The following is a 14,682-nucleotide window of genomic DNA, read 5'->3' on the forward strand; positions in this document are numbered from 1 at the left end:
GCATATAATCAAAAACAAGAATAAAATGAACAAACTAATAACACTTTTACTGATACTTTCTGCATTTACAAGTACAGCACAAATGTTTGGCCCACCACGAAATAACGAGTGGGATGCAAGTTGGATTTGCGTTCCCGAAGCCGGAGCAACAGACGCAGGTCTATACCTGTTTCGTAAAACGATAAATTTTGAAACAGCTCCCAATAAATTTGAGATGCGGGTCAGCGCTGATAACCGTTACAAACTTTACATTAACGAAAATCTGGTTTCAATGGGGCCTGCATTGGGCGATTTAAAACACTGGAATTACGAAACCATAGATATTGCACCGTACCTGAAACAAGGCGATAATATTATTGCAGCAGAGGTTTGGAACGAAGGTGATATGAAACCTGTTTCGCAATTCTCGTGGAAAACCGGATTTTTATTCCAGGGAACCGATGATGCTACAAAGGTGCTGAACACCAATGATTCGTGGAAATGTATTGAGGATAAAAGCTACACCCCGATTCGTCAGCAGGTTCACGGTTACTATGCCGCTGGTGCCGGAGAGAAAATCGACATGAATTACGCCGTTAAAGGATGGAAAGTACTTGATTTTGACGACAGCAGCTGGAAATCGGCCAAAGCAGTTTTCGAACGTTCAACAAGAGGAATGGGCTTTAATACACGCGGTGGATGGACATTGATTCCTTCAATTCTTCCTCAAATGGAAATGACTTACCAACGTTTGGTATCAACCCGAAAAGCAGAAGGTGTTTCTGTTCCTGCAAACTTCCCTGCTGAAAAAGAGGCCTTTGAAGTGCCTGCAAATACTACTGCAAAAATCTTACTCGATCAGGAAGTGTACACCAACGCTTATCCAACTCTTGTTTTTAGTGGCGGCGATAACAATACAATCGTAATTACGTATTCTGAAGGTTTGTATGATGCTGAAGGTGCGAAAAACAATCGTAATGAGATTGAAGGAAAAACGATTTCCGGACGTATGGATACCATTATTTCTGATGGATCGAAAAACCAGACTTTCACTACCTTGAATTGGAGAACTTACCGTTATCTTGAAATAAAAGTTGAGACAAAAGATAGTCCGCTTACCATCGAAGATTTCTACGGAACATTTACCGGTTATCCTTTTGAAATGAACGCCAAAATAAACGCCAATGATGCCGAGTTGGATAAAATTCTGGAAATTGGCTGGCGTACGGCTCGTTCATGTGCAGTTGAAACATATATGGATTGTCCTTATTACGAGCGTCTGCAATATATTGGCGATGCACGAATTCAATTGTTTGTATCATATTTTAACAGTGGTGACGATCGTCTGGCAAAAAATGCCTTGAACTTAATGGATAACTCCCGGCAGGTAGATGGTTATACGCTGAGCCGTTATCCTGACACACAAAACCAGGTAATTGCCACTTATTCGATGTGGTATGTTTGTATGCTTTATGATTATCTGATGTATGGTAGTGATCCTGATTTTCTGAAAGACCATTTATTGGGATCCAGACAAATCCTGAACTATTTCATCAGTTTTGTTGACGATGACGGGTCGTTGAAAAATCTACCCGGATGGAACTTTACTGACTGGGCAAGTAACTGGCGTATGGGAACAGCACCTGCAGCTGAAGATGGAAGTACTGCTTTGCTCGATCTGCAATTGTTATTGGCTTTGCAGGCTGGTATGGAACTGGAGCAGAAAGAAGGCAGTGAAGAGTACGCTGCTATGTACGCAAGTCTGACGAAAAAAATGTCGGAAACCATTAAAAGTAAATATTGGGATGAATCACGCAATTTGTTTGCCGACACACCCGATAAAAAAGATTTCTCGCAACATACCAATTCAATGGCAATTTTAGCCGGACTTACTACTCCGGAGCAAAATACTAAAATAGCTCAGCACATGTTGGAAGATGAGTCGCTTACACAAGCTACTATCTACTTTAAGTATTATTTGCACCTGGCATTGGCCAAAGCCGGTATGGGCGACGATTTCCTTGATTGGCTGGATATCTGGCGTAAAAATATCGATCTTGGTTTAACCACTTGGGGCGAAACCTCAGACGTTGAAACAACCCGATCAGATTGTCATGCATGGGGAGCAAGCCCGAACATTGAAGCATACCGAATTATTCTCGGAATCGAGAGTGCTGCTCCGTATTTCAAAAAAGTAAAAATTGAGCCAAATATTGGTGCATTAGAAAACATTAGCGGCGAGATGCCACACCCTGACGGAACAATTGCTGTTGATTACGATAATTCAGGAAATGGATTAAAAGCAACGATTACCTTGCCTGAAGGAATCACCGGTTCATTCATTTGGGAAGGAAAAAGCCATGAATTAGAAGGGGGAGAAAACACAATTTCTTTATAACCTATAAAACCAATAAATTATGGAAACTAAATCAATCAAACGAATAGCTTTATTTCTTGTCGGTTTATTTATGCTTAATGTTACCATGGCACAGGAAATACAACGTCAACGAGGACCACAAATAATTTCGCCTGCAATTGCAGATAACAATAGCGTTACTTTTAGTCTCTATTCTCAAGTTGCGAAGTCGGTAAGCGTAAGTGGAAGTTGGATGGGATTTGGCGAAAAAGCTGAAATGACTAAAAATGCTGATGGTGTGTGGTTGGTAACTGTAGAACCTTTGGAACCATCAATGTACCATTATAATTTTATCCTTGATGGCGTAACTATTCTTGATCCGGCAAATCCGCAGGCCATGCGTGATGGAACAAGATACGCAAACACGCTGTTCATTCCCGGAGAATCATCGGAAGTTTTTCAGGTACGAGACGTTCCTCATGGTTCGGTAAAAAAGGTTTGGTACAACTCTCCATCACTGGATTTAACCCGAAGGATGTATGTTTATACACCTCCGGGATATGAAGACAGCAAAGAAAATTATCCTGTACTGTACTTGCTTCATGGTGGTGGTGGCGACGAAGATGCATGGACTTCTTTAGGACTTGCTAATTATATTTTGGATAATCTCATCGCAGAAGGAAAAGCTAAACCGATGATTGTTGTAATGACAAACGGCAATCCCAATCAAAAGGCAGCCATTACAGAGATACAACCTGAACCTACGGAGAATGGTTTGATCATTGCAACCGACCAATTCCCGGTTAGTCTCGTTAACGATGTAATTCCTTACGTTGAGAGTCATTTCAAGGTAATCGCAAACAGTTCGAACCGTGCCATTGCAGGACTGTCGATGGGGTGCTTGCACACACAACTTGCATCGATGAATAATCCTACGCTTTTTAAATACATGGGTTTGTTCAGTTTGGGTTTACATCCTGATGACAACAACCTGAAGGAAATTATGAAACCGTTGATAGCAGCATACGATAAGAACCTGAAGACCTTGCAAAAGAATTACGAATTGTTTTATGTTGCTTGCGGAACAGAGGACTTTGTATATGAAGGTGTTCAGAATCTACGTAAAAAGCTGGATGATAACGATTTTGAATATATCTATAACGAGACTGGTGGAGGACATACCTGGGCGAATTGGAGAGATTATTTAGCCGATTATACGCCGAGGTTATTTAAATAGATCATTTCTAAGTACGGCTTAAACCGTAAATAAAACCAAAAATAATATTTACATTAGTTCGGTATAACTAATCATAAATTTAAACTGCTGAAAATAAAAGATGGATAAATACACAGAAGATACCCTTAGAAACGGTATTTCCCGGCGTAGCTTTTTGTCGCGTGCAGCTGTTGCTTCATGTGCTGCCGGCATGTTTGGCTTTGCTGGTTGTAAACCCGACAGTCCCAGCCTGGAGGCATTTGAAGAAGGAGTGGCGTACGGAAAAAGTACCGACGACGCAGCAAAACTTTCTTTTCTTCCAAAACCGGAAGAAATACCGGAGAGTGAAATAAGTAAAACAGAGTCATTTGATGTGGTTATTGTTGGGGCAGGTGCATCAGGTGTTCCTGCTGCCTTGTCAGCACTCGAAAATGGAGCTTCTGTGGCCGTTCTGCAAAAGGAAAACATTGCTATTTCGCAAGGGAATTCCGGCGCGGGGATTGATCTCAGTACGAGCGATAAAGCAGGTGTAGAGGCATTGGTGTCGCGATTGATGGGAGACAATGCTCATCGTTGTAATCCGAAGTTACTCAGAGAGTGGGCTTATAACTCAGGAGAGGCCGTTTCATGGGTTATCGATCGGGCGCAAAAAGCCGGAGCAAAAGTGATTAATCAGGGGAATTTACAACAGGTAAATATCCTAAAAATGAATGGCTATAAATTGGGATTTCATACAGCCTATTTCGGATCAAAACCTTATACCAATGGTGATGGAATGCGTGCATTGGCTGCTTATGCTGAAAAAGAAGGAGTGAAGTTTTATTACAGCACTCCGGCCGTTCAACTGGTTCAAAACGATTCTGGCGATATTACCGGAGTTATCGGAAAGAAACAGGATGGCACTTATACCAAATTTGTAGCAAAAAAAGGAGTTATTCTGGCTACCGGTGATTACCAGAACAATAAAGCCATGTGCGATTATTTTATTCCGGATGCAAAGAATTTTGGAAGAAAACAATCACGTAAAACCGGCGACGGATTTGTGTTAGGATACTGGGCCGGTGGCGTTATTGAGCCAATCGGGCATACTAAAATGTTGCACGATTTTGATGCCGGGCCGGCTACCATGTGCGATATGCCATTTTTAGCTGTTGATCATTCAGGGAAAAGATTTGTAAACGAAAGTGTGGAAATGTCGTTATTAAACAATTATCTGCGAGGATCGGAAAAGGCGGGGCAATATTCGCAGATATTTGATTCAAACTACATGAAGCAGGCTAAGACCTGGCCTGGAATTTTAGTCCCTCCTGAAGGATTAAAAAATTATATGCCCAATGAAAATGTTCCTGACCGTCATGGTGTGTACGAAGCATTTATCAATACACATAAAGCTGATACGATTGAGGAACTTGCCGAAAAAATTGAAGCCGATCCGGCTACCTTGGCAGCCACAATAAAGAGATACAATGAACATGCTGCAGAAGGCCAGGATCCTGACTTTGGTAAATCGGCTGAGCATTTAAAACCAATTGATACACCTCCGTTTTATGGCATTCACCGAACATTACGACTGTCGGCAGTTTGCTCAGGTCTCCTGGTTGACGAAAACCATCAGTGTTTAAACGTGGAAGGAGAGAAAATAAAAGGCTTGTACGCTATTGGTAATCTTGGCGGCGGTTTTTATGGCGGAGTTGATTATCCGCTAACCGTTTATGGTTTGTCGCTGGGGCGTTGTTATACTTTCGGCTACCTCGCCGGACGACATGTTGCCAAATTGCAACCTTCTGCTTAAAGCATTTTTACTTCTTACAAACTTTAAAACAGATAAAATGAACGATAAAACCAAGTCAGCCGGGAATACATCAAAGTTTAGGATGCCGAGAATTTTGATTCTTGCGGCTGTTATTGTTGTGGTGCTGTCGGGGCTGGTAACCGGGGGTGTATACTGGCACGATCAGCCGGGCTTTTGCACCAACTGCCACACACCAATGAACGCATACGTAGATAATTACTACGGCGGAGATACAACCTTAATGATAACACGTCATGCAATGGCCGACACCGTATCGCTTCGATGTCTTGATTGTCATGAGCAAACTATAGATCAGCAGCTCACAGAAGGAGCGCACTGGCTAACCGGAAATTATACATTCCCATTGGAAAAAAGAGAGATTGGTACACGTAGTTTTTGTATGACTGCTGGATGCCATGTGGAAGAAGAGATTATTAAAGCAACAACGAGCAATCATAACATGTCGTTTGCTTTTAGCCAGCACGATCCAAGGCACGGAAAGCAGGAATGTTACACCTGCCACTCGATGCACGGGCAATCTGTATACTCTTGTAACCAGTGTCATCATTTTGACTTGCCGGAAGGATGGATTTCACCTCAGCCGAATGGAGTGATTGCAAGTTTAAAATAGAGTAATGACAGAGGTTAAAAATCTTAGATAAAATTTATGAAACGAATCCAGCTGTTCCTATTGCTATTTGTTGGGGTAAACTTATTGGTTATTGCACAAGAAAAACCAATGAACGTTCTTTTCATCGCTACCGATGATATGAGCAATGATTTAAATACATTTGGGAATCCGGATGTTTATACGCCCAATTTAGACCGTCTAGCAGAAGAGGGGATGGTGTTTCAAAATGCTTATTGTCAGGCACCACTGTGTGGTCCAAGTCGTGCTTCGCTAATGACCGGTTACTACCCTGATAAAACCGGTGTTTTTGACCTTGGTCCAAGGTTTCGGGAGAAGTTGCCTGATGCCGTTACTTTAGCACAGTTATTCAAGAATAACGGTTATTTTACATGTCGTATTGGCAAAATTTTTCATCAGGGAGTACCGGGAGATATTGGTCATGCAGGCCACGATGATCCGGCTTCATGGACAACCACATACAATCCGATCGGAAAAGATAAAACCGATGAATATAAGCTTCAGGGTGGTGATGCTGTAATGTTAGGAACCTACCTTGCTATGGACTGCAACGATGATGAGGTGACCGATGCCATTTCTGCAAACGTGGCTGTAAGTATTTTGCGCCAGCGTACCGGTAATCAGATGATAAGCGCTTATGGTAGTTACGGTGCCGGTCGTGTAAGTCCTGAGCCATTCTTTTTAGCACTTGGTTTTTACCGTCCGCATATTCCGTACATGGCGCCAAAAAAATATTTCGACATGTATCCACTGGAGGATATAAAATTGCGAGTAAATCAGGATAACGATTGGGAGAATAAACCACATGCTGCAGCCTGGATTTGGCCACCCAATGCCGGATCAACAGAGGAGCAGCAAAAGAAGGCGATTCAGGCATATTATGCCTCTATTTCGTTTGTTGATGCACAAGTTGGCAAATTGCTCGACGGACTGGAAGAATTTGGATTGCTGGATAATACAATAATTGTTTTCTGGAGCGACCATGGTTATAATTTGGGAGAACATGGGCAGTGGCAAAAACAATCATTATTCGAAAAGGGATCTAATCAGCCATTATTGATTTCTGTGCCGGGATTAACATCAGGTACCAGAACTGAAGCTATCGTTCAATTGGTTGATCTTTATCCGACACTGGCAGAACTTGCAGGACTGGAAGCGCCAAAAGATTTGGTTGGACACAGTTTGGTGCCACTTTTAAAAAATCCTGATGCAGAATGGGATCACCCGGCTTTCACTATTCAAGCGAGAACAGTAAATCCAAGAGCCCAGGAAGGTCAGTCGAAATACAGTTTTAACCCACGTCTTGCTTCTGAGAATCCTACAATTTTTGGACGCACCATTCGTGTAAGAAAATACCGTTACACAGAATGGGATGAAGGCCGTTTGGGAGTAGAATTATATGATTACGAGAATGATCCGAAAGAGTTTAATAATCTCGCCAATGATCCGGAATACAAACATATTGTTGAAGAATTAGCAGCTATTCTGCATCGGGATTTTAGCAATTAGATACTTATCGATATAAAAATTAGGCCGCATAATTGTGCCTAATTTATTTAACACATAAACCTTTCTCATGAAAAATTTAACTGTTTCACAAAAAGCCGCAGGAAATAAATGGTATAGCGTAGTTGTAAATTCCGTAATGGCATTGTTTTTAATGTTTTTGGCTACCAATTGTACAAAAAAGGAAACAACAAATGAACAGTCGAAACCTCGTACCATAGTTACGTGCGATCCGGAATTGGATGATAACAATTCGATGATACGTTTTCTTCTTCATGCTACCGATTTTCAGATTGACGGTTTAGTATATACCAGCAGCCGTTTTCATTGGAAAGGAGATGGAAAAGGAAATACTCAATTTATAGAGGGAAGTGAATATGATCAACTTGGACTGGGGCCTCAAACGTCCTGGAGATGGTCGCCTGACGAACGATTTATTAACGATATCTTAGATGCTTACGAAGCGTGTTACACCAACCTGAAAGTTCATGATCCGGAATATCCTTCTCCCGAGTATTTAAAATCGGTAACCGTTTACGGTAACTGTAGTTTTGAGGGTGACTATTCTGAGGATACAGATGGCTCTAACCTTATCAAAAAAAATATCCTTGATGACAAACCAGGTCCGCTTTTTATTCAGGCGTGGGGAGGTTCATCTACCATTGCAGCTGCACTGCGGTCGATTGAAGATGACTACAAAAACACTCCTGAATGGGATGACGTTTACAAGAAGGTATGTGACAAGGTTGCGCTTTGCCTTTCTGGTGACCAAGACAATGCATATAATAACTACATTGCTGTTAACTGGCCTGATGCTTATGTAGAAAATACGCGTGGAGAAATGGGACGCTATGACAACAGCTCATACGACTACCTTACTTCGCCGGAATGGACGGCTGAAAATCTGCGATTAGGACCAATCGGTACGTTGGTTAGATGCTGGGGCGACGGCAAACAGATGGTTCCTGGCGATGTTTTGGACGTGATTGGCCCGTACAAAGGAGAATCGGTTTTGGAGCTCGCAGAAATGGGATACATTATGTGGCGAAATCCTGACCCTGTAGGCACATTGTATGGCGATGGCGACAGTGGTTGCTTTTTTAACCTCATTGGTAATGGACTCCGTGCATGGCAAGATCCAAGATGGGGGGGCTGGAACGGTAGATGGAATCCAAAGTCCGGGGCTCCACGTTCGGGACATCCCACTTATTTGGGTACCGACATTATTATGATGCACAACCGGGTGGTGGAAGCAGCCAAAAAAGGTGAAGTATTTGATATATTCGCAATGTTTGGTTTGGCCGGAACGGGCGGTACAGAAGAAGACCATACATTTCCGAATATGTTTCCTGAACGGAATCTTTCAGAAGCAGCTCGAATGAAGTGGTCGGTAACTCCAAATTACGAAGACGCAAACCACTATCCGGAATTAACAGGTCCTTTAAGTATCAGTGCAAAGCCAGGAGAAGAGATTGAGTTAAATGCAACGGCTGTCGATCCGGATGGTGATCAACTGGATATAAAATGGTGGTATTTTCCTGTTGGAACTTATGAAAGCGATGCACTTGCAGTGGATAATCCGTCTGTTGCCCAAACTACCTTCACTGTTCCTGAAAATGCCAAACCTGGCGAAACTATTCATTTTGTGCTTCAGGCTATTGATAACGGCAGTCCGGTTCTTACCAAATACCTGCGAACTGTAATCACCGTTTTGTAATCAAATAGTGATTGATATGTTATTTCGGACTATTGTTATTTTAAAGATTGGTATTGAAAATTCTTAAAAGTAACCTTACCATCGCCGATCGAGCAAAGTCCGATACGCAAACTTAGAAATCCACTCAAAACGTTATGGTGCAAAGCAGATGTTTCAAACGAATTTTCGGTTTTGATCCAGTCTTTTCCGTCGAGACTGTAATACATATCAACAGTGTTATCTATGCTCTTAAGTCGTAAAAACACGTGACGATCGATAACATTTTGTTCGGTGGCAAATTGCCATCCCCTGAGGTTGGATAGAATGTTTGTATCGTCAGCGAGAATTCCTGAAGAAGCCTGTTGGTTATAAAACAGCACCAATCCACCAATGGCATCACCTTCAATTTCCACTTCCACATCGGCAGTATAAGCGTGATCGGCCGGGATGGTCAACATTGGCGAACAATCAGCAATTCCGTGTCCTTTGCCGTTGATTACAATGCTGTTGTCTTTAACTTCATAACGCTCTGCATCATGGCCTCCAAAGAATTTCCATTGCGGATTTAATTCGTCTTCTGAAAAATCGTCGCTTAATTTAATAGGTTGCTGAGCCACATTTGCTTTTCCGGGAAGTACCATTGGTTTGGCAATATCAATGTTGTCTGGTATTTTGTACCAGCCATCTTCAGTCCATTCAACAGGAGTGAGCATGGTTTGGCGCCCCATATTGTAAAAGCCGTTTTCGTAACCATGAAACATCATAAACCAGTTTCCTTCAACATCGTCGAAAACAGTTCCGTGAGCAACTGACCACCACTGATCCTTATTTGATTCAGCTCTTAAAATCGGATTATAAGGTGAATTTTCCCATGGCCCAAGAGGCGATTTCGAACGCGCAGAAATTACCATGTGTCCGGTAGCTGGCCCTGCAGTTCCACCTTCAGCAACGGTTAAATAATAATAATCGCCACGTTTGAAAAGTTTTGGACCTTCCATACAAAAACATTCGATCGACCATTCGCGCGGAATTTCCCAACCGTCGTAACTATGCACCGGATCGCCGGCAACAGTCAATCCGTCGTCAGTTAAAGGCACATAACTTCCACTGCTAAAATACAGGTAGCGGTTACCTTTTTCATCCACTACATGTCCGGGATCGATCATACTTATGTCTATTAAAGCCGGTTCTGTCCAGGGACCTTCAATATTCTCGGCTGTAATTACGTAGTTCTTGTTGTCGGCCGGAAAATAGATGTAGTATTTATCATCGTACTTTGTGAGCTCCGGCGCCCAAACCGAACCAACGTTAGTATGCAGTGCATTGGCGACCGGCTCCCAGTTAATTAAATCTGTTGAATGCCATATAAGCAAACCGGGATAGTAGTAGAACGATGAATGAACAAGGTAGTAGTCTTCTCCATCGCGTAAAATGCTGGGGTCGGGGTAGTCTCCATGAAACAGTGGATTAGTAAAAGAGCTGTTTGTATTTGGTTGCGATTTGTCCTGCCCGTTGGTAAAAAGGCCGAAACTAAAAAACATCAATACGAAAAATATTGTCCTGTAATTCATTCTTATTTTGATAAGGTTTTAATGATTTTAATAACCACACAAAGCTAATGCACATCGTTATTGAGTGAAAAACTTTATATGGTCAAAATGTTTCGGGTTGCTGCCTTATTTGTTTCAAAAGCTAAAAATGGGAGCCCGAATGATTATTTGGTGCGATAATATTCTTCCAAAACAAAAAATGCTTTTTTCTTGAACCCTTTTTCAGAGATTAGTCCTTTGCGATTCCAACCATCCTGAACACCGGATAATTGACGTAGCGGAGACTGAAAATCGACCAAAATCCAGGGCGTCATTCCTGCTAGTCCGTCAATCTTATCAAACATTGCAATACTCTCTTGATATAAATACTCCTGAAACTCTTCGCTCCAGCGCGTATATTTGTCTCCATGGAAGCCTTGCATGGCACCACCGCCAAACTCGCTTACAATAATTGGTTTCTCGTAACCTGCCTTAAATGTTTTATTTCGGCATTCTTCAGGAAATCCGCCATACCAACCCAGGTATTCATTCAAACTAATGATGTCGAGCTTTTCAATGATCGGATCGTTGTAGGTGTAGACACTGTCGGGGTGTCCATCCAGTTCCTGGTCTTTTTTTATGGCAGCCGAAAGCAATCGTGTATCATCAATAGTGCGCACATAATCGGCCAAATCAGATAAAAATTTGTTACGATCGGGGATTGGTGCTGTTTCGTTGGCAATCGACCAGATAATAGAACTGGCCCTGTTATAGTCGCGATTGATCAATTCGGTGTATTGCTGCTTAGCTTTTTCAAGAACCTCAGGATTGCCCCATTGAATTCCCCAATACAGTGGCAATTCTTCCCAAAGCAGAATACCCATTTTATCGGCCAGTCGAACAATGTTTTCCTGATGAGGATAATGTGCCAGACGAATAAAGTTACAACCTAATTCCTGTGCCCAGTCCAACACCAGTTTTGCATCTTCAACAGAGTTGGCGCGGTCTTTACGAAGTGGATTCTCGTCGTGCAAACAGATTCCTTTTAAGAATATGGGTTCACCGTTTAGCAGAATCTCTTTTCCTTTTGTTTCAATGGTTCTGAAACCAATTTCATCGCTGATTTTATCATCACCGGCTTCAATGGTAACCTTGTACAATTTCGGATTTTCAGGCGACCACAACTCCAGGTTTTTAACGTCGATAGAAAAGTCCGTCGTACCATTCGAATTAAGTGCAAGTTCCTGTTCGATGTTTAATTCAGGAATAACGATTCTGGCTTTTTCGGGCAGTGTATTTCCTGCCAGTTCCAGTTTCCCGTTTATTATTTTTGTTTTTTGTGCGAGCGTGGATTTATCAAGCGATACAAAGTAATTATTGATAAAAGTCGTGGGGACTTCAACAAGACTAACATCGCGGATGATACCACCGTGATTGCTCCAGTCAGTTACTTTCGACGGAACATTGTCGGCTTTTCTTGCGCTGTTGACACCAATTATCAGGAAGTTGTCTTTCTCTTTGATGAGGTCAGTTATCTCGAATGAAAAAGGTGTGAATCCACCTTCGTGTTTTCCCAGAATTTCGCCATTAAACGTAACAGTGGTAAGGTAATTGGCAGCGCCAACATTTATAAAGTAGCGTTTGCCATCTGAAATTTCAGCTTGATGGAATGTTTTACGATACCAAACCGTTCCCTCGAAATAACGAAGCTCGGGATGTTGAATATTCCAGCTTCCCGGAACCCACAAAGTTCTGCCGTCAGTAAAACTATATTCAACCCTGTCGCTTTCTTCTTTTGGAATGTAGTTTTTATACACCGGCATGCCTCCCATACCTTCTGTTTCGTACGGATCGATTACATATTGCCATTTGCCGTTTAAACTTGTTGTTGTTCGGTGTTGGACATTTGAAATAAAAATATTCTGAGCTTCTACAAAACTGAATGAAGCAACTAAATACAGAAACAGAAACAGACTACGTTTTAATAATAGCATAAAAATGGTTTTAATATATTTCAGGAAACTTCTTAACGGGATGACGATTTTTTATTCATCATCAAGGCAAATTTACATACTTTGATAAAAAAGATCATCAGATAAATTCTAATCTTCCGGCAACGATAAAGTAACTGATACATTACCTTCGCCGAGTACTTGCAGCAGTTCTTCCTTCGAAGTATTGTCAATTTTTCCCAATCGGGTAAAACTCCATGTGTTGGGCGCGTAATAAATTACCAAAGCATTTCCCTGGTATAAAATAATATCGCCGGGTTCCGTGGTTATCGATTCGTCGTTTGTTGGGTAACTTTTTCCGAGCGAACCAACTTTCTCCATGTTGCCGTAATCACGCATCTCAATAGTTATCGTTCCTTTTGCCAGCTCATCGGCCAGTGCTTTTGCCGAAGAATTGTCTGCCAAAGTTGCGGAGAGTGTGCTATCTCCAATTTTTAAAATCATTTTGTTTGTGTTAATTTGATTATCCGATGAATCATTGACAATGACTTCATTAACAGGATTTATATCATGACCTTCGCATGAACTGAATAATGAGATTAGTACCAGTAGTGTGCTAAATAATTGCATAGCCTTTCGTATCATCGTTTTATGAATTTTGAATACGATATTTTCGTATTAATGATACAAAGGTCGGGTTTGACACTCAAAAAATTTTACCTCAATTACTGAATTGCTTACCCGTTTTACGGAATGAAAAATGTAATCGGGGTAAGTAAATCCGTAATTCGGATAAGTGATTTTTAAAATTCATGGCAATATTTGTAGCTGAATATAATAGGCGAACAAGCCGGTTCAGATATGAAGAAAACAATAGGAGTACTGGGTACAATAGTTTTATTAATTACTTTAACAGCCATGGTAACATTGAAACAGAAAAAATTTGGTCAGACACCACGAGGAGAAAGATTGGAGCGGATAAAACAGTCGGCAAATTATCGTAGTGGTGAATTTAAAAACTTTAGTCCAACACCAACAATTACAGCAGAGAAGAGCCGGATGCAGGTGATGTTCGATTTTATGACCAGAAAGAAAATAAGGGTAACGCCGGAAGATGAGATTCCTGTCGTTAAAACCGATATAAAATCGATAAAACACGATGAAGATTATGTCCTGTGGTTTGGCCATTCATCGTACTTAATAAAAGTGGATGGCATAACATTTTTAATCGATCCGGTATTTAGCGCTTATGGTTCGCCGTTTCCGTTTATAAATAAAATTTTTGAAGGGACAGGTGTTTACAATGCTGAAGATATGCCGGCAATTGATTATCTGGTAATCACACACGATCATTGGGATCATTTAGATTACAATTCCGTGATGAGTCTGAAGGCCAAAACTTCACAGGTAATTTGTGGACTGGGAGTAGGGCAGCATTTTGAATACTGGGGATTTGACAAGTCTAAAATTACTGAACTCGATTGGTTTGAAGGAGTTGAATTAGTTGAAGGATTGCAGCTAACAGCCGCGCCAGCACGACATTTTTCAGGCAGAGGTTTAAAAGGAAACCAAACGTTGTGGGTTTCATTTGTACTGAAAACACCTGCTTATAACTTATTTTTAGGCGGAGATGGGGGATACGATACTCACTTTGCAGAAATCGGGTCTAAATTCGGGCCATTCGATTTAGCAATTTTAGAACAGGGACAGTACGATAACAACTGGAACCTTATTCATACAATGCCCGACCAGGTATTTAAAATTGCCGGAGAATTAAAAAGTAAAAAGATACTTCCCGTTCATCATTCAAAATTTGCATTGGCAAATCATCCGTGGGATGAGCCTTTGAATAAAATTACTGAAAATCATGCTGATTCAGGTATTTCAGTTTTAACACCAAAAATTGGTGAACCAATATTTCTTAAAGACAATACGCAAACTTTTAGACAGTGGTGGAAGGGGCTGAACTAATAAAGAGACCAGTTCTGTTTAAGGAAAAAGCAAAAG

General features: G+C 41.3%; 10 protein-coding genes. 7 read left to right on the forward strand and 3 right to left on the reverse strand.

What is annotated here, in order from left to right; genetic code table 11:
* The first annotated feature begins 25 nt into the window (after window positions 1-25).
* From SLH46_RS09460 to SLH46_RS09485, 6 genes are all read left to right on the forward strand, one after another.
* Window positions 26-2,377 (forward strand): alpha-L-rhamnosidase-related protein, encoded by a 2,352-nt coding sequence (locus SLH46_RS09460; RefSeq protein WP_320280935.1) that lies wholly within the window; start codon window positions 26-28, stop codon window positions 2,375-2,377.
* A 19-nt stretch (window positions 2,378-2,396) separates the two neighbouring features.
* Window positions 2,397-3,572, forward strand: a complete 1,176-nt coding sequence (locus SLH46_RS09465; protein ID WP_320280936.1) for an esterase — start codon at window positions 2,397-2,399, stop codon at window positions 3,570-3,572.
* A gap of 100 nt (window positions 3,573-3,672) precedes the next feature.
* A complete protein-coding gene (locus SLH46_RS09470; RefSeq protein WP_320280937.1) occupies window positions 3,673-5,343 on the forward strand; it encodes an FAD-dependent oxidoreductase in 1,671 nt (556 codons plus the stop codon).
* 37 nt (window positions 5,344-5,380) lie between these two features.
* Window positions 5,381-5,974, forward strand: coding sequence for a hypothetical protein (locus tag SLH46_RS09475; RefSeq protein ID WP_320280938.1), 594 nt, complete (start codon window positions 5,381-5,383; stop codon window positions 5,972-5,974).
* Window positions 5,975-6,010: 36 nt separating this feature from the next.
* On the forward strand, window positions 6,011-7,501 hold the full coding sequence (locus SLH46_RS09480; RefSeq protein ID WP_320280939.1) for a sulfatase: 1,491 nt from the start codon (window positions 6,011-6,013) through the stop codon (window positions 7,499-7,501).
* A 67-nt stretch (window positions 7,502-7,568) separates the two neighbouring features.
* Complete coding sequence (locus tag SLH46_RS09485; RefSeq protein ID WP_320280940.1) at window positions 7,569-9,215, forward strand: DUF1593 domain-containing protein; 1,647 nt, start codon at window positions 7,569-7,571, stop codon at window positions 9,213-9,215.
* A 35-nt stretch (window positions 9,216-9,250) separates the two neighbouring features.
* Here the strand turns inward: SLH46_RS09485 and SLH46_RS09490 are convergent, their stop codons facing one another.
* The 3 genes from SLH46_RS09490 to SLH46_RS09500 all read right to left on the reverse strand — a co-directional run bounded on the left by SLH46_RS09490 (window position 9,251) and on the right by SLH46_RS09500 (window position 13,320).
* Window positions 9,251-10,765: a family 43 glycosylhydrolase gene (locus SLH46_RS09490; RefSeq protein ID WP_320280941.1), complete on the reverse strand. Its 1,515-nt coding sequence runs from the start codon at window positions 10,763-10,765 to the stop codon at window positions 9,251-9,253.
* 143 nt (window positions 10,766-10,908) lie between these two features.
* Entirely contained in the window at window positions 10,909-12,717 is a 1,809-nt protein-coding gene (locus SLH46_RS09495; protein WP_320280942.1) for a glycoside hydrolase family 2 protein, read from the reverse strand.
* 108 nt (window positions 12,718-12,825) lie between these two features.
* Window positions 12,826-13,320, reverse strand: a complete 495-nt coding sequence (locus tag SLH46_RS09500) for a cyclophilin-like fold protein (RefSeq protein ID WP_320280943.1) — start codon at window positions 13,318-13,320, stop codon at window positions 12,826-12,828.
* Window positions 13,321-13,536: 216 nt separating this feature from the next.
* Here SLH46_RS09500 and SLH46_RS09505 point away from each other — a divergent pair, with 216 nt between their 5' ends.
* On the forward strand, window positions 13,537-14,646 hold the full coding sequence (locus tag SLH46_RS09505; RefSeq protein WP_320280944.1) for an MBL fold metallo-hydrolase: 1,110 nt from the start codon (window positions 13,537-13,539) through the stop codon (window positions 14,644-14,646).
* Window positions 14,647-14,682: the final 36 nt, after the last annotated feature.

Source organism: Draconibacterium sp. IB214405 (assembly GCF_033963885.1).
Lineage (GTDB): Bacteria > Bacteroidota > Bacteroidia > Bacteroidales > Prolixibacteraceae > Draconibacterium.